Source organism: Terrabacter sp. LjRoot27, from assembly GCF_964254175.1.
Classification (GTDB): domain Bacteria; phylum Actinomycetota; class Actinomycetes; order Actinomycetales; family Dermatophilaceae; genus Terrabacter.
Window position 1 is genome coordinate 1,767,997 of record NZ_CAXUSS020000001.1, and the last position, 16,454, is coordinate 1,784,450.

18 protein-coding genes are annotated in these 16,454 nt (G+C 71.4%); 13 read left to right on the plus strand and 5 right to left on the minus strand.

Annotated elements, in window-relative coordinates; all coding sequences use genetic code 11:
- Window positions 1–38 precede the first annotated feature (38 nt).
- The gene (locus tag ACSQ2D_RS08230) at window positions 39–2,282 is read left to right on the plus strand and encodes a polyribonucleotide nucleotidyltransferase (protein ID WP_435985470.1); all 2,244 of its coding nucleotides are present in this window, start codon (window positions 39–41) and stop codon (window positions 2,280–2,282) included.
- 98 nt (window positions 2,283–2,380) lie between these two features.
- Here the strand turns inward: ACSQ2D_RS08230 and ACSQ2D_RS08235 are convergent, their stop codons facing one another.
- The gene (locus ACSQ2D_RS08235; protein WP_435985471.1) at window positions 2,381–3,988 is read right to left on the minus strand and encodes an FG-GAP-like repeat-containing protein; all 1,608 of its coding nucleotides are present in this window, start codon (window positions 3,986–3,988) and stop codon (window positions 2,381–2,383) included.
- Window positions 3,989–4,115: 127 nt separating this feature from the next.
- On the opposite strand from ACSQ2D_RS08235, the gene dapB reads away from it, so the two are divergent.
- Both dapB and trhO read left to right on the plus strand, forming a co-directional pair.
- On the plus strand, window positions 4,116–4,904 hold the full coding sequence (dapB, locus tag ACSQ2D_RS08240; protein WP_435985472.1) for a 4-hydroxy-tetrahydrodipicolinate reductase: 789 nt from the start codon (window positions 4,116–4,118) through the stop codon (window positions 4,902–4,904).
- A 26-nt stretch (window positions 4,905–4,930) separates the two neighbouring features.
- The gene (trhO, locus tag ACSQ2D_RS08245) at window positions 4,931–5,794 is read left to right on the plus strand and encodes an oxygen-dependent tRNA uridine(34) hydroxylase TrhO (protein ID WP_435985473.1); all 864 of its coding nucleotides are present in this window, start codon (window positions 4,931–4,933) and stop codon (window positions 5,792–5,794) included.
- A 110-nt stretch (window positions 5,795–5,904) separates the two neighbouring features.
- Here trhO and ACSQ2D_RS08250 read toward each other — a convergent pair whose 3' ends face one another.
- From ACSQ2D_RS08250 to ACSQ2D_RS08265, 4 genes are read right to left on the minus strand one after another with little or no spacing between them, the layout of a single operon-like run.
- Entirely contained in the window at window positions 5,905–6,243 is a 339-nt protein-coding gene (locus ACSQ2D_RS08250; protein WP_435985474.1) for an MmcQ/YjbR family DNA-binding protein, read from the minus strand.
- Window positions 6,244–6,264: 21 nt separating this feature from the next.
- Window positions 6,265–6,579, minus strand: coding sequence for an AzlD domain-containing protein (locus tag ACSQ2D_RS08255; protein ID WP_435985475.1), 315 nt, complete (start codon window positions 6,577–6,579; stop codon window positions 6,265–6,267).
- On the minus strand, window positions 6,576–7,265 hold the full coding sequence (locus ACSQ2D_RS08260) for an AzlC family ABC transporter permease (RefSeq protein WP_435985476.1): 690 nt from the start codon (window positions 7,263–7,265) through the stop codon (window positions 6,576–6,578). The genes ACSQ2D_RS08255 and ACSQ2D_RS08260 overlap by 4 nt, the downstream gene beginning before the upstream one ends.
- Window positions 7,262–7,939 (minus strand): N-acetyltransferase family protein, encoded by a 678-nt coding sequence (locus tag ACSQ2D_RS08265; RefSeq protein WP_435985477.1) that lies wholly within the window; start codon window positions 7,937–7,939, stop codon window positions 7,262–7,264. Before ACSQ2D_RS08265 ends, ACSQ2D_RS08260 begins: the two co-directional genes overlap by 4 nt.
- Window positions 7,940–8,031: 92 nt before the next feature.
- Between ACSQ2D_RS08265 and paaA the strand changes: the two genes are divergently transcribed.
- The 10 genes from paaA (at window position 8,032) to ACSQ2D_RS08315 (ending at window position 16,454) form a co-directional block, all read left to right on the plus strand.
- Window positions 8,032–9,084 (plus strand): 1,2-phenylacetyl-CoA epoxidase subunit PaaA, encoded by a 1,053-nt coding sequence (gene paaA, locus ACSQ2D_RS08270; RefSeq protein ID WP_435985478.1) that lies wholly within the window; start codon window positions 8,032–8,034, stop codon window positions 9,082–9,084.
- The gene (gene paaB / locus ACSQ2D_RS08275; RefSeq protein ID WP_435985479.1) at window positions 9,081–9,422 is read left to right on the plus strand and encodes a 1,2-phenylacetyl-CoA epoxidase subunit PaaB; all 342 of its coding nucleotides are present in this window, start codon (window positions 9,081–9,083) and stop codon (window positions 9,420–9,422) included. The genes paaA and paaB overlap by 4 nt, the downstream gene beginning before the upstream one ends.
- Window positions 9,419–10,354 (plus strand): 1,2-phenylacetyl-CoA epoxidase subunit PaaC, encoded by a 936-nt coding sequence (gene paaC, locus ACSQ2D_RS08280; protein ID WP_435985480.1) that lies wholly within the window; start codon window positions 9,419–9,421, stop codon window positions 10,352–10,354. Before paaB ends, paaC begins: the two co-directional genes overlap by 4 nt.
- 5 nt (window positions 10,355–10,359) lie before the next feature.
- The gene (gene paaD / locus ACSQ2D_RS08285; RefSeq protein ID WP_435985481.1) at window positions 10,360–10,860 is read left to right on the plus strand and encodes a 1,2-phenylacetyl-CoA epoxidase subunit PaaD; all 501 of its coding nucleotides are present in this window, start codon (window positions 10,360–10,362) and stop codon (window positions 10,858–10,860) included.
- Window positions 10,861–11,982 (plus strand): 1,2-phenylacetyl-CoA epoxidase subunit PaaE, encoded by a 1,122-nt coding sequence (gene paaE / locus ACSQ2D_RS08290; protein ID WP_435985482.1) that lies wholly within the window; start codon window positions 10,861–10,863, stop codon window positions 11,980–11,982.
- 82 nt (window positions 11,983–12,064) lie between these two features.
- Window positions 12,065–12,244, plus strand: coding sequence for a hypothetical protein (locus tag ACSQ2D_RS08295; protein ID WP_020142636.1), 180 nt, complete (start codon window positions 12,065–12,067; stop codon window positions 12,242–12,244).
- A gap of 35 nt (window positions 12,245–12,279) precedes the next feature.
- Window positions 12,280–13,095, plus strand: coding sequence for a thymidylate synthase (locus tag ACSQ2D_RS08300; protein ID WP_435985483.1), 816 nt, complete (start codon window positions 12,280–12,282; stop codon window positions 13,093–13,095).
- Between the two features lie 25 nt (window positions 13,096–13,120).
- Complete coding sequence (locus ACSQ2D_RS08305) at window positions 13,121–13,600, plus strand: dihydrofolate reductase (RefSeq protein WP_435985484.1); 480 nt, start codon at window positions 13,121–13,123, stop codon at window positions 13,598–13,600.
- 200 nt (window positions 13,601–13,800) lie between these two features.
- Window positions 13,801–14,703 carry a 4-hydroxy-tetrahydrodipicolinate synthase gene (gene dapA, locus ACSQ2D_RS08310; protein WP_435985485.1) on the plus strand — a complete coding sequence of 301 codons (903 nt, stop codon included), beginning with the start codon at window positions 13,801–13,803 and terminating at the stop codon, window positions 14,701–14,703.
- A gap of 65 nt (window positions 14,704–14,768) precedes the next feature.
- Complete coding sequence (locus tag ACSQ2D_RS08315) at window positions 14,769–16,454, plus strand: ribonuclease J (protein WP_435985486.1); 1,686 nt, start codon at window positions 14,769–14,771, stop codon at window positions 16,452–16,454.

Consider the following 16,454-nt stretch of genomic DNA (forward strand, 5'->3'; position numbering starts at 1 on the left):
GTGCGCGGGCACATGAGAAAAAGAAAGCGAGGGCCCACATGGAGGGTCCAGACATCACCTTCGCCGAGGCCGTCATCGACAACGGCAGCTTCGGCACCCGCACGGTCCGGTTCGAGACCGGCCGCCTGGCACGTCAGGCCGGCGGCGCCGTCACGGCGTACCTCGACGACGACACGATGCTCCTGTCGACGACGTCCGCGGGCAAGTCCCCGAAGGACCAGTTCGACTTCTTCCCGCTGACGGTCGACGTCGAAGAGCGCATGTATGCCATCGGCAAGATCCCCGGCAGCTTCTTCCGTCGTGAGGGTCGCCCGTCGACCGAGGCCATCCTCACCTGCCGCCTCATCGACCGCCCGCTGCGCCCGACCTTCAAGAAGGGTCTGCGCAACGAGGTCCAGGTCATCATCTCGGTGTTCTCGCTGAACCCCGACCACCAGTACGACGTGCTCGCCATCAACGCGGCCAGCGCCTCGACGCAGATCTCCGGCCTCCCGTTCTCGGGCCCCATCGGTGGCGTGCGCGTCTCGCTCATCGACGGCCAGTGGGTCGCCTTCCCGAACTTCTCCGACATCGAGCGCTCGGTCTTCGACATGGTCGTCGCCGGTCGTGTCGTCGGTCACGACGTCGCGATCATGATGGTCGAGGCCGAGTCCACCGAGTCGACCTGGGACCTCGTGAAGAACGAGGGCAAGCAGGCTCCGACCGAGGAGGTCGTGGCCGAGGGCCTCGAGGCCTCCAAGAAGTTCATCAAGCAGCTGTGCGAGGCCCAGTCCCAGCTCGCTGCCGAGGCCGCCAAGCCGGTCCAGGACTTCCCGATCTTCCTCGACTACGAGGACGACGTGTACGCCGCCGTCGAGTCCGCCGTCGAGGCCGACACGACCGGTGCCCTCACGATCGCGGGCAAGCAGGAGCGCGAAGAGCGCCTCGACGAGATCAAGGCCGCCGTCAAGGCGCAGCTCGCCGAGCAGTTCGAGGGGCGTGACAAGGAGGTCTCGGCCGCCTTCCGCTCCGTGCAGAAGAAGCTGATCCGCCAGCGCATCCTGCGCGACAAGGTCCGCATCGACGGCCGTGGCCTCGCCGACATCCGCGCCCTGGGCGCCGAGGTCGAGGTCCTGCCGCGCGTGCACGGCTCGGCGATCTTCGAGCGTGGCGAGACCCAGATCATGGGTGTCACGACGCTCAACATGCTCAAGATGGAGCAGCAGCTCGACACGCTGAGCCCCGTCACGCGCAAGCGCTACATGCACAACTACAACTTCCCGCCCTACAGCACCGGTGAGACCGGCCGCGTCGGTTCGCCGAAGCGCCGCGAGATCGGTCACGGCGCCCTGGCCGAGCGTGCGCTCATGCCGGTCCTGCCGACGCGCGAGGAGTTCCCGTACGCCATCCGTCAGGTGTCCGAGGCCCTCAGCTCCAACGGCTCGACGTCCATGGGCTCGGTCTGTGCCTCGACCCTGTCGCTGCTCAACGCCGGTGTGCCGCTGCGCGCCCCGGTCGCCGGCATCGCGATGGGCCTCGTGTCCGACACCGTCGACGGTGAGACGCAGTACGCCGCCCTCACCGACATCCTCGGAGCCGAGGACGCCTTCGGCGACATGGACTTCAAGGTCGCCGGTACCAAGGAGTTCGTCACGGCCATCCAGCTCGACACGAAGCTCGACGGCATCCCCGCCTCGGTCCTCGCCGGCGCGCTGACCCAGGCCCGCGACGCGCGTCTGCACATCCTCGACGTCATGGCCGAGGCCATCGACGTGCCCGACGAGATGAGCCCGTACGCCCCGCGCATCATCACGGTGAAGGTCCCCGTCGACAAGATCGGTGAGGTCATCGGCCCGAAGGGCAAGATGATCAACCAGATCCAGGACGACACGGGCGCCGACATCTCGATCGAGGACGACGGCACCGTGTTCATCGGTGCGGTCGACGGCCCCTCGGCCGAGGCGGCTCGCGCGGCGATCAACGCCATCGCGAACCCGACGATGCCCGAGGTCGGCGAGCGCTTCCTCGGCACCGTCGTCAAGACGACGACCTTCGGTGCGTTCGTCTCGCTGCTGCCCGGCAAGGACGGCCTGCTGCACATCTCCGAGGTGCGCAAGCTCGTCGGTGGCAAGCGGATCGACAGCGTCGACGACGTCGTCAAGATCGGCCAGAAGATCCAGGTGGAGCTCAAGGAGATCGACCCGCGCGGCAAGCTCAGCCTCGCTGCGGTCCTCGCCGAGGGCGACAACGGTGACTCGGCCGCCGAGGCCGACGCGCCGGCCACGGAGTCCGCTGACGCCTGACCCATCCGGTGCCGACGCGAGTCGGCCCCGGTCGACCCGTCCAGGTCACGAAGCGGCCCGTCACCCCCCAGGGGTGGCGGGCCGCTCCGTCGTCCGGGTCAGAAGATCGCGTTGACGATGTTCCAGCCGGTGCTGACGAGCACGCGTGGGCTCCAGCCGCCGGCGGCGGTCCGCGGGTAGAGCCACAGCCGGCCGCTCGAGTCGCGGGCCAGCACGTCGGGCACGCGGTCGCCGTTGAGGTCGCCGGGGCTCATCAGCGCGGTCATGCCGTTCCAGCCGGTGCCGATCTGGACGCGGGTGCCCAGCGTGCTCGTGCCGGTCCCCGGCACGAGCCAGAGGATGCCGGTCGACGTCTCGCGGGCCAGCAGGTCGGGCCGCCCGTCGCCGGTGACGTCACCCGGCCCGACGAGGACGTTGTAGCGGTTCCACCCGGTGCCGAGGCTCGACCTGGGCTTCCAGCCGCCGCTGCCCGTGCCGGGGTAGAGGTAGAGCTCTCCGGTGGTGGCCCGGCGGGCCACGATGTCCATCCGACCGTCGCCGGTGAGGTCGCCGACGCCGACGATGGCGTTCATGACCTGCCAGCCGGTCCCGACGCGCACGCGGGGGAGACGCCATCCGCCCGCCCCGTTGCCCTTGTACATCCAGAGGTCGCCGGTCGACGTCTCGCGGGCGAGCACGTCCTGCGCGCCGTCGCCGCTCAGGTCGCCGGGCGTCTCGAGCGCGGACATGCCACCCCAGCCGGTGCCGATCTGGGTGCCGAGTGACAGGCTCCCCGTGCCCGTGCCGGCGTAGAGCTTGAGAGCCGCGGTCGCGGTCCAGCGCGCCAGCACGTCGTTGTTCCAGTCGCCGTTGAAGTCAGCGGTGCCACCCGAGAGGGACGCGGGTGCCACCGGGAGGCGGGTGAAGGCGTACGGGTCGCACGTGCGGTCGTAGTCCCACGTGGCGTCCCACCATTGCGACAGGTAGACCTTGCCGCCGGAGAAGCTCGGCTGGGTGCACTTGTCCAGCGCCTCGTTCGGGTAGTCGAGGGTGCCGGCCGTCGCCCACACGGGGACGCCGGGCAGCCACCAGGATCCCGTGATCGTCTGCCAGCCCGAGGCGTTGGAGTAGACGCCGTAGGAGTAGCCCGCGGCCCGCAGACCACGCATGATCCCCTCGATGACGTAGCGGTTCTCGAGGCGCTGCAGGGACGTCGACGTGGGCCACGGCTGCCTCCGCGGCTCTGTGTCGCGGGGCTCGACGTCGATCCAGACCATCCGCGGCGCCCAGCCGGGGACGTCGCGCACGGTCGCCACGGCGTACATCGCCTCGGCGTAGCCGACGTTGCTGAGTCGGCCTGCACGCGACGCGGTCGACCACGGGCCGCTGCCACCGTAGGTCGTCAGCTGCGCGGTGGTCGGGAAGGCCGCCATGGTGTAGGCGTGGGTCGGCTTGGCGTGGTCGGTCGCCCAGGCGGCCTGCGTTGCGACACAGGGGTTCTCGGTGAAGGGCAAACCGTTCGTCAGGCCGATGACGAGGAACTGCGTGGACGTCGGCGGGAAGCTCGACGGGCACTGCGGCCACGAGAGGTCGTGCCCGAACAGGACGGCCGCCTGGGCGCTCGGGGCGACGAGGAGACCGACGATCAGCCCGATGGCCGCGAGAGGAGCAAGGGCCAGGCGACGGAGCCGGCCCACGACGACGGTGCTGCGCGGACGGACGGACATGCGGACCACTTCCTCGGTCCCTTCCAGTGTGCGCCTCACAGCCGACTCCCAGCACGGATTGGTGACGCACGAGTCCGTATGCCGTGTGCCTCGTCCCGAGGCCCTGGGGCCTCGTTAGGCTGGCCGCGTGAGCGACACGACAGGCCAGCCGTCCCGCGACACCAAGGTCGCCGTCATCGGCGCGACCGGCCGGATGGGTTCCGAGGCGGTGCGCGCCGTCGAGGGCGCCGCCGGCCTGAGCCTCGTCGGTGCCTTCGGGTCGGGCGACGACCTCGGTGACCTCGGTGGGGCCGAGGTCGCCATCGAGCTGACCGTCCCCGGAGCCTCGCCCGCCAACGTCGCCCACTGCGTCGAGCGCGGCGTCCACGTCGTCGTCGGCACGACCGGGTGGGACGACGCGCGACTCGAGACGCTCCGCGGCCAGCTCGCCGATGCGCCGCCGGCGTCCTCCGGTGCCGGGGTCGGCGTCCTCATCGCGCCGAACTTCGCCATCGGCGCGCTGCTCATGATGTCCTTCGCCGCCAAGGCCGCCCCCTTCTTCGAGTCCGTCGAGGTCATCGAGCTGCACCACCCGGCGAAGGTGGACGCGCCCTCCGGCACCGCCGCGCGCACCGCGGCGATGATCGGTCAGGCGCGGTCCGAGGCCGGCTGCGCGCCGGTGCCCGACGCGACGACCCACGACCCCGACGGTGCCCGCGGCGCCCGGGTGGACGGCATACCCGTGCACTCCGTGCGGCTGCGTGGTCTCACCGCCCACCAGGAGGTGCTGCTCGGCAACGCGGGGGAGATGCTGACGCTGCGGCACGACTCCTTCGACCGCGGCAGCTTCATGCCGGGCGTCATCGCGGCGGTGCGGGCCGTCGCCGACCACCCGGGCCTGACCGTCGGGCTCGAGCACTACCTCGGCCTCGACTGAGCCGCCGCGCACGCGACGAGACCGACATGGCCATCCCCAGGGTCGTCCTCTACTACGCCTTCCGCCCGCTCGCCGACCCCGAGGCTCTCCGACTCTGGCAGCGCGACCTCTGCGAAGGACTCGGCCTCCGCGGGCGGATCCTGCTGTCGCGCCACGGGATCAACGCGACGGTCGGTGGCGACGTGACGGTGCTCAAGACGTACGTCCGCAAGACGAGGGAGTACGCGCCGTTCCGCGACATCGACGTGAAGTGGAGCGACGGCACCGGGCTGGACGCCGAGGGACGGAGCCTCGACTTCCCGCGGCTCGTCGTCAAGGCCCGCGAGGAGATCGTCTCGTTCGGGGTGCCCGACGAGGTCGTCGTCGACGAGCAGGGCATCGTCGGGGGCGGCACGCGGCTGAGCCCCGACGAGCTGGACGCCCTCGTCGCCGAGCGTGGTGACGACGTCGTGCTCTTCGACGGGCGCAACGCCGTCGAGGCGCAGGTGGGCCGCCTCCGAGGTGCAGTCGTGCCGGACATCCGTCACACGAGCGACTTCGTCCGCGAGCTCGACGCCGGCCGGTGGGACGAGCTCAAGGGTCGGCCCGTCGTCACGTACTGCACGGGCGGGATCCGCTGCGAGGTGCTGACGAGCCTCATGCGCTCGCGGGGCTTCGAGGAGGTCTACCAGCTCGACGGCGGCATCGCGCGCTACGGCGAGCAGCGGGGCGACCGCGGGCTCTGGGAGGGCCACCTCTACGTCTTCGACGAACGGATGAGCGTGGGCTTCGGCGACGGGGCGGCCCACCTCGCGACGTGCCACGTCTGTGGCACCCCGACGAGCCGGATGCACAACCGCGAGGACCTGCCGGGTCGCCCCCTCCAGCCCGTCTGCGACGCCCACGCCTGAAGCGGGTCGCCCGGACACACCATCTCGGCCCGTACCGGGGTGGTCGTGCGGCGGGGACAGCGTCGGGCCCGGGTTCGTGTGTCGTGCGGGCCCGCCCCGGAATGGTCGCCTCAGTCGTCGAGCAGGTCGGCGGGCGCTCGCATCCGCCACGCGTCGGTCACGAGCTCGTCGAGCCGGTCCGTGTCCACGTGCTCGAGCCGGACCATGACGAGCGGAGAGCCGTCGTAGGCGGGCGTCGTGAAGAAGAGGTCCGGCTCACCGAGCACGAGGGCCTGCTTCTCCGCCTCGTCGCCGACGTAGAGCACCGCGATGTCGGTGCGGATGACGCGCCGCTGTCCCGGGACGCGCTCGGGATAGGACCAGACGAAACCGTGCCCGCCGACCCGGAAGTCGAAGCCCGCACTGGCGATCTCCTCGACGCCGGGCAGCGCGAGGGCCAGTCGTCGCACGGCGTCCGCATCCGCCACCGGTCAGGCCCAGCCCAGGGCGCGCAGGAGGGCCGCGGTGGCAGCGCCCAGCACGACGACGACGATGAACGGCGCGCGCAGCAGGAGCGCGACGACGGCGACGAGCACGGCAGCGGCCCGCGCATCGAGGACGAACGATCCCCCGGGACCGGTGAACGCCTGCGTCGCGACGAGGGCGGCGAGCAGCGCGATCGGCAGGGCGGCCGTGATCCGGCGGATGCGTGGGGCGTCGAGCAGGTGCGCCGGCACGAGATGACCGGCGAGCTTGAGGCCGAAGGCGATCGCGGCCGCGACGATAACCGCGGTCCACAGGTTCACGGCTGCTCCCGCCTCGGGGTGCGCCACGCCAAGAGCGAGGCTGCGGCGGCCGCCACGACGGGTATGCCGGGCGGCATCGTCGGCGACAGCACGACCGCAACGACGGCGCCGACGACGGCGATCGCCACGGCGTCCCGGTTGCGCAGGCGCGGCCAGAGCAGGGCGGTGAACGCGGCGCACGCGGCAGCGTCCAGTCCGTAGGTGCGCGGGTCGCCGACGTGGCCGCCGACGAGGGTGCCGGCGAGGGTGCTGAGGTTCCACAGGACGAAGACGGTGACGCCCGTGAGCCAGAAGCCCATCCGCGACGTGCCCACCTCGTCCTGGGCGACGGCGACGGCGGTCGACTCGTCGATGGTCAGGTGTGCGGCCGCCACCCGTCGGGGGCCGCGGACGCCGAGGAGGTGTGTCAGCTCGAGGGCGTAGAGGCCGTTGCGGATGCCGAGCATCGACGATGCCGCGATCGCTGCCGGTGCGGCGTGCAGGCCGTTGGCGATGATGCCGATGAACGCGAACTGCGACCCGCCGGTGAACATGAGCAGGGACAGCGCCATGGCCTGCCACGTGTCGAGTCCGGCCGCGACGGCGAGGGCGCCGAAGCTGATGCCGTAGGCACCGGTGGCGACACCCACCGACAGGCTCTGGCGCACGACGGCCCGTCGTGCCCCCGGGTCGACGGTCGCGGTCACGGGACCTCCGGGGCCCTGACGTCGGCGGTGGGGGAGTCGGTGGTGCCGGACGTCTCGTCGGCGAGGGCTGCCGACAGGCGCACCTCGCGGGCCGTGTCACCGTCCGGCGACACGACGCGCTCGCGGTGAGCACCGTCGGCCACCATCCCGGCCGCCGTGAGGAAGCCGCGCGTGGCGTCGTCCGTGGCCAGCAGCCAGGCAGAGAGCTCGGAGCGGCCACGCGCACGTGCCGTGTCGACGACCGCGTGCAGCAGGCGCGAGCCGTGCCCCTGGCGCCGCGCGTCGGGGTGCACCCCGAGCACCCCGAGCTCGGCCGTGTCGGGGCTCGCGTCGGCGTCGTCCGACGCGCCCACCGCGGCGAAGCCGACGACCTGCTCTCCGGCGCAGGCCACGAGCAGCACGCCGTCCCCGGACTTCTCGCCCTCGAGCGTGGCGCGCCAGGCGTTCGCGAACGCCCTCGGCTCGAAGGTCGCGAGCACGTCGGGCGCGAGCACGGCGGCATACGTGTCCCGGAACACGACGGCCTGGACGAGGCCGACCGCGGGGGCGTCCGACGCGCGCGCGACCCGCACCGACGCGTCTGCGACCGGCCCGCGCTCGTGCTCGTGCTCGTGGTCGTGCTCGTGGTCGTGCTGGTCGTCGTGCTCGTGTGTGTTCGCGTCCTCGTGTGCCACCACGGCATCCTCTCAGGCGTGGACGCGCCGGCTGTCCACCCCAGCACACCCCGGCTTTGGACGCCCTCGGTCCCATCTCGCATACTGGACTCATGTATGGCAATGACGTCATCGACCCGAACGAACCGCTGAACGCGGCCGAGACCGCCGCCTACGACGCGGCGGCCGAGCACGACGACCAGCGGGACGGTCGGGACGCCGTCGGGGACGACTTCGACGCCCTCCTCGCGGCCGACCAGCGCATCGAGCCGCGCGACGCGATGCCGGACGACTACCGCGAGACGCTCATCCGCCAGATCGCCCAGCACGCGCACTCCGAGATCATCGGCATGCAGCCCGAGGGCAACTGGATCACGCGCGCCCCCTCCCTGCGCCGCAAGGCCATCCTCATCGCCAAGGTCCAGGACGAGGCCGGGCACGGGCTCTACCTCTACTCCGCGGCCGAGACGCTCGGCATCGACCGGCAGGAGCTGCTCGACCGGCTCCACGACGGCAAGCAGAAGTACTCCTCGATCTTCAACTACCCGACGCTGACGTGGGCCGACTGCGGCGCCATCGGCTGGCTCGTCGACGGTGCGGCGATCATGAACCAGGTGCCGCTCTGCCGGTGCTCCTACGGCCCGTACGCCCGCGCCATGATCCGCGTGTGCAAGGAGGAGTCCTTCCACCAGCGGCAGGGCTTCGAGATCCTCTGGAACCTCATGCGCGGTACCGAGGCGCAGCAGGCGATGGCCCAGGACGCCGCCGACCGCTGGTGGTGGCCCGCGCTCGCGATGTTCGGCCCGCCCGACACCGGCGAGGCCGCCAAGGGTGGCCACACCGAGCAGTCGATGGCGTGGGGCATCAAGCGGTTCAGCAACGACGACCTCCGCCAGAAGTTCGTCGACATGACCGTCCCGCAGGCCCAGAAGCTCGGCCTCACCCTGCCCGACCCCGACCTGCGCTGGAACGAGGAGCGCGGACACTGGGACTTCGGCGAGATCGACTGGGACGAGTTCTGGCAGGTCCTGCGCGGCGACGGCCCGTGCAACGCCGAGCGCATCGAGCACCGCCGCCGCGCCCACGACGAGGGCGCCTGGGTGCGGGAGGCCGCCAACGCGTACGCCGCCAAGCACACGACGACCGCTGAGGAGAGTGCCGCGTGAGCGGAGCCACCACCCCGTCCACTGGTGCCGGGGCCCCGTCCGAGCCTGCCCGGGGGGAGCGCAGCTGGCCGCTCTGGGAGGTGTTCGTGCGCGGCAAGCGGGGCCTGTCGCACGTGCACGTCGGCTCGCTCCACGCGCCCGACGCCGAGCTCGCCCTGCGCAACGCCCGCGACGTCTACACCCGCCGGCAGGAGGGCGTCTCGATCTGGGTCGTCCGGGCCGACGACGTCACGGCGAGCAGCCCGTCCGAGAAGGACTCGTTCTTCGACCCCGCCGGCGACAAGATCTACCGGCACCCGACGTTCTACGACGTGCCCGAGGATGTCGAGTACCTGTGAGCGACCAGACGACCGACACCGGCACGACCCCCGTCACCGAGCCCGTCACCGAGCCCGTCACCGAGCCCGTCACCGAGCCCGTCACCGAGCCCGTCACCGACGCGGCGACGTCCGCCGCTGGGTCCGCCCGGCGTGAGCCCCTGCCCGGGGCCGCCGAGAACACCGGCGCCGACCCCGGCGCCAAGCCGTATGCCGCCTACCTCGTCGGGCTCGCCGACGACGCCATGGTCTACGCGCAGCGCCTCGGCGAGTGGATGACGAACGCCCCGCAGATCGAGGAGGACATGGCGCTCGGCAACGTCGCGCTCGACCTGCTCGGCCAGGCGCGCGGGCTCTACCCCTACATCGGCTCGATCGACGGCAGCGGTCGCGGCGAGGACGACTTCGCCATGCAGCGCGACGAGCGCGAGTGGCGCAACGTCCACCTCGTCGAGCAGGAGCGCGGTGACTTCGCCGACGAGATGGCCCGGCTGCTGTGGTTCTCGGCCTACCAGGTCGAGCTGCACACCGCCCTGACCGGCTCGGGCGACGACGTCGTCGCAGGTGTCGCGGGCAAGGCGCTCAAGGAGGTGCGCTACCACCTCGACCACGCCTCGCTCTGGGTCGTGCGCCTCGGTGACGGGACCGAGGAGTCCCACCGCCGCATGCAGGCGGCGCTCGAGCGCGTCCTGCCCCACCTCGCCGAGCTCTTCGACGACGACGAGGCCTCGGTGCTCGCGGCCGACCTCGGCGTCGGCGTCCTGCCCTCGACCCTGCACGACGCCGTCGTGGCCCGGGTCGCGCGCGTCGTCGAGCAGGGCACGCTGACGCTTCCCGACGGCTCGCGGTGGCGCTCACGCGGTGGCCGCGCCGGCATCCACTCGCGCCCCATGGGCTCGCTCCTCGCCGAGATGCAGCACATCGCGCGGTCCCACCCCGGCGCGACGTGGTGACCGCCGTGGTCGCGCAGTCCGCTGTCGCAGAGGCGATCTCGCGCATCCCCGACCCGGAGGTGCCCGTGATCAGCATCGCCGACCTCGGCATCCTGCGGGCCGTCGACGTCGACGAGGAGGCGCACACGGTCGCCGTGACGATCACCCCGACCTACAGCGGGTGCCCGGCCATGGAGGCCATCGCGTCACGCATCGTCTTCGAGGCCGGACGGCAGGGGTATGCCGCCGACGTCCGCACGCAGCTGTCGCCGGCCTGGACGACCGACTGGATGAGCGACGAAGGACGAGCGGCCCTGCTGCGCTTCGGGATCGCACCCCCGGGCGCAGTCCCGGCGGGGGAGCCGCACGGCCCCGTGGCCGTGACCCTGAGCCGCCACGTCGTCGCCTGCCCGCGCTGCGGCTCCGCCGACACGACCGAGATCGCCCACTTCGGCTCGACCGCGTGCAAGGCCCTGCGCCGGTGCAACGCGTGCCTCGAGCCCTTCGACGAGTTCAAGGCCATCTGAATGACCGACGTCACCACCCCGAGCGCTCCCGCACGCCACCGGGCGCGTTTCCATCCCCTCACCGTGGCCGCCGTCGAGCGCCTTACCGACGACGCCGTGGCCGTCACGTTCACCGTGCCCGAGGACCTCGTCGACGAGTTCGTCTTCGAGCCGGGCCAGCACCTGACGCTCCGCGCCGACATCCGCGGCGAGGACGTGCGCCAGTCCTACTCGATCTGCCAGTCACGCGGGGCCGACCCCGCCGGTCGCAGCCTCCGGGTCGCCGCCGCGCGGGTGCCCGAGGGCCGCATGTCGAACTGGCTCAACGACGGGATCTCGCCCGGCGTCGTCGTCGAGGTCATGACCCCGCAGGGTTCCTTCACGTGCCCGACCCGACCGGACGGCATACGCCATCACGTCGCGATCGCGGCGGGCTCGGGCATCACGCCCGTCCTCTCGCTGCTGACCACGGCGCTGGAGGAGGAGCCCGGGTCGCGCGCGACGCTGCTCTTCGGCAACCGGCGCACGTCCTCGATCATGTTCCTCGAGGAGCTCGAGGACCTCAAGAACCGCTTCCCCGGGCGCTTCCACCTCGTCAACGTCCTGTCACGCGAGGCCCAGGACGTCGAGCTCTTCCACGGCCGGCTCGACACCGAGCGGCTCGAGGCGATCTTCGGCTCGCTGCTGCCGGTCGGTTCCGTCGACGAGTGGTACCTCTGCGGGCCGTTCGGCATGGTCACCGGCGCCGAGGCGCTGCTGACGGGGCGCGGCGTCGACCCGCGGCACATCCACCACGAGATCTTCCACGTCGACGACGGCACCGAGCCCAAGCGCAAGGTCGTCGTCGATGCCGCGGCGCCGCCCGAGGCCACGGTCACGGTCAACCTCGACGGGCGCACGACGGTCATCCCGATGCCGAGCCGCGAGGAGACCATCCTCGACGCGACGCTGCGGGCCCGGCCCGACGCGCCCTACTCGTGCACCGGCGGCGTGTGCGGCACCTGTCGCGCCCGCCTCGTGTCCGGCGAGGTGCGGATGGACCGCAACTACGCGCTCGAGCCCGAGGAGGTGGCGGCGGGCATCGTCCTCGCCTGCCAGAGCCACCCGGTGACCGACGAGGTCAGCCTCGACTACGACGCCTGAGCCCGCCGGTCGGGAGTTGCCGAATGTCCCGCAGGCGGCGGTCTGCCGGCGCACACTGGGGTCGAAGGCGAGGCGGTGACAGATGAGCAACAACGCGGGCGCCGCGGGTGGGGGCGCGATCTACGGCCTGGGCATCTTCGGGGCCCTGGTCTACTTCTGGCAGCAGGCGGACCAGTTCTGGGAGTACCTGCTCGCCGTCTTCCAGGGCCTCTTCTGGCCGGCCTTCATGGTCTACGAGGTCTTCGCCGCGCTGGGAAGGTGAGCAGCGGCGTCGGACGTCGGTGTTAGGTTGCCGACGTGCGGCAGTACCTCGACCTCCTCGACCACGTCCTGACCCACGGTCAGGAGAAGTCCGACCGGACCGGCACGGGCACGCTCAGCGTGTTCGGCCACCAGATGCGCTTCGACCTCGCCGACGGCTTTCCGGCCATGACGACGAAGAAGCTGCACCTGCGCTCGATCATCGGCGAGCTGCTGTGGTTCCTGCGCGGCGACACCAACGTGCGCTGGCTCCAGGAGCGTGGGATCTCGATCTGGGACGAGTGGGCCGACCCCGCGACGGGCGACCTCGGCCCCATCTACGGCTACCAGTGGCGGTCCTGGCCCACGCCCGACGGCCGCCGCGTCGACCAGATCGCCAAGGTCATCGAGCAGATCCGCACCAACCCCGACAGCCGCCGCCTCATCGTCTCGGCCTGGAACGTCGCCGACGTCGACGACATGGCCCTGCCGCCGTGCCACACGATGTTCCAGTTCTACGTCTCGCCGCCCGGACCCGACGGCCGCCGGCGCCTGTCGTGCCAGCTCTACCAGCGCAGCGCCGACGTCTTCCTCGGCGTGCCGTTCAACATCGCGAGCTACGCCCTGCTGACGCAGATGGTCGCCCAGCTGACCGACCTCGAGCCGGGCGAGTTCGTGCACACCCTCGGCGACGCCCACCTCTACCTCAACCACCTCGACCAGGCCCGCCTCCAGCTGACCCGCACGCCGCACGCGCTGCCGACGATGCGCATCACGCCCGGCAAGACCGACATCGACGACTTCGACCTCGACGACTTCGAGCTCGTCGACTACGTCGCGGAGCCCGGCATCAAGGCCCCCATCGCCGTCTGAGCCCGCGTCTGGGAGCCTTGGCGCCATGACCACCGTGCTGCCGAACGTGACGATGATCGCCGCCGTCGGGCGCAACGGCGTCATCGGCGACGGGCTGGCGATGCCGTGGCACCTGTCCGAGGACCTCAAGTTCTTCAAGCGCACGACGATGGGCCACCCGATGGTCATGGGGCGGCGCACCTTCGACTCGATGGGGGCGCTCCCCGGCCGGCGCAGCGTCGTCGTCACCCGCCAGCGCGACTGGAACGCGCCCGGCGTCGAGGTCGCGCACTCCCTCCCGGAGGCGCTCGCGCTGGTGGCTGACGCCGACCAGGTCTTCGTCGTCGGCGGGGGAGAGATCTACCGCGAGGCCATGCCGTATGCCGTCCGCCTCCTCGTGACGGAGGTCGACCGGTCCCCGGAGGGCTCGGTCACCTTCCCGGTCATCGACCCGGCCGTCTGGACCGAGACCGCCCGCGACGAGCAGCCCGGCTTCGCCTGGGTCACCTACGAGCGGCGCGGCTGAGACGGCATACGCCATCTCGGAAAATGTCCGGATCGGGCTGTAACGCCACGGCGACCCCGCCGATATAGGGGGTGGCGAGGCACTACTCGGACCCCCGAGCGAGTAGTGCCTCGCCTCTTTCGTGCCCGCGGCGAGCCGGCTCGTGGGTCCGGCGTGGGCGTGGCGTCGTGCGCGAGGGCCCGGGCGCTAACCTTGGGTCCATGGCTGACGCACCCGCCCTCGGACGTGTTCTCTCGGCGATGGTCACGCCCATGCGGCCGGACGGCTCGATCGACCTCGACGCCGCCCAGCGGGTCGCGACGCACCTCGTCGAGGCCGGCCACGACGGCCTTGTCGTCTCGGGCACGACCGGCGAGTCGCCCACGACCTCGTCCGACGAGAAGGACGAGCTGCTCCGCGCCGTCATCGAGGCCGTCGGCGACCGCTGCGTCGTCATCGCCGGGGCCGGCAGCAACGACACCGCCAAGAGCGTCGAGTCGGTGCGCCACGCGCAGAAGGCCGGCGCCGACGCGGTGCTCGCCGTGACGCCCTACTACAACAAGCCCCCGCAGGCCGGTCTCGTCGCCCACTTCACGGCCCTCGCCGACGCGAGCGACCTGCCCGTCATGGTCTACGACATCCCCGGCCGCTCGGGCATCGCCATCGCGCGCGAGACCTACCTGCGCATCGCCGAGCACGACCGCATCACCGCCGTGAAGGACGCCCGAGGCGACCTCTGGTTCGCGAGCGAGATGATGCAGGAGACCGGCCTCGACTGGTACTCCGGCGACGACGCCATGAACCTCGGCCACTTCGTCAACGGGGCCGTGGGCTTCGTCGGCGTCACGTCCCAGGTGGCCCCGGCGGCCTACCGCGAGATGGCCGACGCCGTCGTCGACGGGCGCTGGGACGACGCCCGCGCCGTCCACCGACGCCTCACCCCCGTCGTCAACGCCGTCATGAACGTCACCCAGGGCGCCATCATGGCCAAGGCCGGCCTCGCCGAGCAGGGCATCATCGAGTCCACGGCCGTGCGCCTGCCGCTCGTGCCCGCCGACGACGAGCAGTCCGCCCTCGTCCGTGCCGCTCTCGCCGCCCTCGCGGCCCTCCCGGCGGTCGGATGACCGCCCCATGACCTCTGACCGGAGCCCCTGACGGCCCGGCAGCACCACCGAATGACAGGACACCTGTGAGCCACCCCCACCCCGAGCTGACCACGCCCCCCGCCCTCCCCGACAACGGCCTGCGGGTCGTCGCGCTCGGCGGGCTCGGCGAGGTCGGACGCAACATGGCCGTGCTGGAGACGAAGGGCAAGCTGCTCGTCATCGACTGCGGCGTGCTCTTCCCCGAGGACCACCACCCCGGTGTCGACCTCATCCTCCCGGACTTCACCTACATCGCCGACCGCCTCGACGACATCGAGGCCATCGTCCTCACGCACGGCCACGAGGACCACATCGGCGCCGTCCCCTACCTGCTCAAGCTCAAGGGCGACATCCCGCTCATCGGCTCCACGCTGACGCTCGCGCTCGTCGAGGCCAAGCTCAAGGAGCACCGGATCCGGCCGTACTCCATGGCGGTCAAGGAGGGCCAGCGCGAGAAGCTCGGCGTCTTCGACCTCGAGTTCGTGGCGGTCAACCACTCGATCCCCGACGCGCTCGCCGTCTTCGTGCGCACCGAGGCCGGCACCCTGCTGCACACCGGTGACTTCAAGATGGACCAGCTGCCGCTCGACGGCCGCCTCACCGACCTGCGCGCCTTCGCCCGCCTCGGCGAGGAGGGGGTCGACCTCTTCCTCACCGACTCGACGAACGCCGACGTCCCCGGCTTCACGACGCCCGAGCTCGAGATCGCGCCGGCCATCGACAAGGTCTTCCGCCACGCCCAGCGCCGCGTCATCGTCGCCTGCTTCAGCAGCCACGTGCACCGCGTGCAGCAGGTGCTCGACGCCGCGGAGAAGGCCGGCCGCAAGGTCGCCATGGTCGGACGCTCGATGGTGCGCAACATGGGGATCGCCGCAGAGCTCGGCTACCTCCGGGTGCCCGACGGCATCCTCATCGACATCAAGAAGATCGACAGCCTGCGGGACGACGAGCTCGTCCTCATCTGCACGGGCTCCCAGGGCGAGCCGATGGCGGCCCTCTCGCGCATGGCCAACCGCGAGCACCGCATCGACGTCGGCCCCGGTGACACCGTGCTCCTCGCGAGCAGCCTCATCCCGGGCAACGAGAACGCCGTCTACCGCATCATCAACGGGCTCATGCGCCTCGGCGCCACCGTCGTGCACAAGGGCAACGCCAAGGTGCACGTCTCGGGCCACGCCAGCGCCGGCGAGCTGCTCTACTGCTACAACATCGTCAAGCCGCGCAACGTCCTGCCCGTGCACGGCGAGTGGCGGCACATGTACGCCAATGCCCAGCTCGCCATCGCCTCCGGCGTCCACGAGGACAACGTCGTGCTTGCCGAGGACGGCGTCGTCGTCGACCTGGTCAACGGGGTCGCCGAGGTGACCGGTGTCGTCGAGTGCGGCTACGTCTACGTCGACGGCAGCAGCGTCGGTGGCGCCGACGAGGCCCTGCTCAAGGACCGCCGGATCCTGCGCGACGAGGGCTTCATCACCTGTGTCGTCGTGCTCGACGCGGCTACCGGCAAGATCGCGAGCGGACCGGAGATCACGGCCCGCGGGTTCGTCGAGGCCGACGAGATCTTCCAGCAGGTCATCCCCAAGGTCGAGCGGGCCATCGAGGAGGCCGTGGCCAAGGGTGTGCGCGACGACCAGCAGCTCCAGCAGGTCATCCGCCGCGCGGTCGGCTCGTGGGTCGGCGGCAAGATCCGCCGTCGGCCGATGATCATCCCGGTCGTGCTGCAGGCCTGA

Excerpts from the sequence above, each read along its gene's own strand:
- ACSQ2D_RS08235 (WP_435985471.1), bottom strand. The coding sequence starts at position 3,988 with ATGTCCGTCCGTCCGCGCAGCACCGTCGTCGTGGGCCGGCTCCGTCGC.
- dapA (WP_435985485.1), top strand. The coding sequence starts at position 13,801 with ATGGCTGACGCACCCGCCCTCGGACGTGTTCTCTCGGCGATGGTCACG.
- paaE (WP_435985482.1), top strand. The coding sequence starts at position 10,861 with ATGACCGACGTCACCACCCCGAGCGCTCCCGCACGCCACCGGGCGCGT.
- ACSQ2D_RS08295 (WP_020142636.1), top strand. The coding sequence starts at position 12,065 with ATGAGCAACAACGCGGGCGCCGCGGGTGGGGGCGCGATCTACGGCCTG.
- ACSQ2D_RS08305 (WP_435985484.1), top strand. The coding sequence starts at position 13,121 with ATGACCACCGTGCTGCCGAACGTGACGATGATCGCCGCCGTCGGGCGC.
- trhO (WP_435985473.1), top strand. The coding sequence starts at position 4,931 with ATGGCCATCCCCAGGGTCGTCCTCTACTACGCCTTCCGCCCGCTCGCC.
- paaA (WP_435985478.1), top strand. The coding sequence starts at position 8,032 with ATGTATGGCAATGACGTCATCGACCCGAACGAACCGCTGAACGCGGCC.
- ACSQ2D_RS08230 (WP_435985470.1), top strand. The coding sequence starts at position 39 with ATGGAGGGTCCAGACATCACCTTCGCCGAGGCCGTCATCGACAACGGC.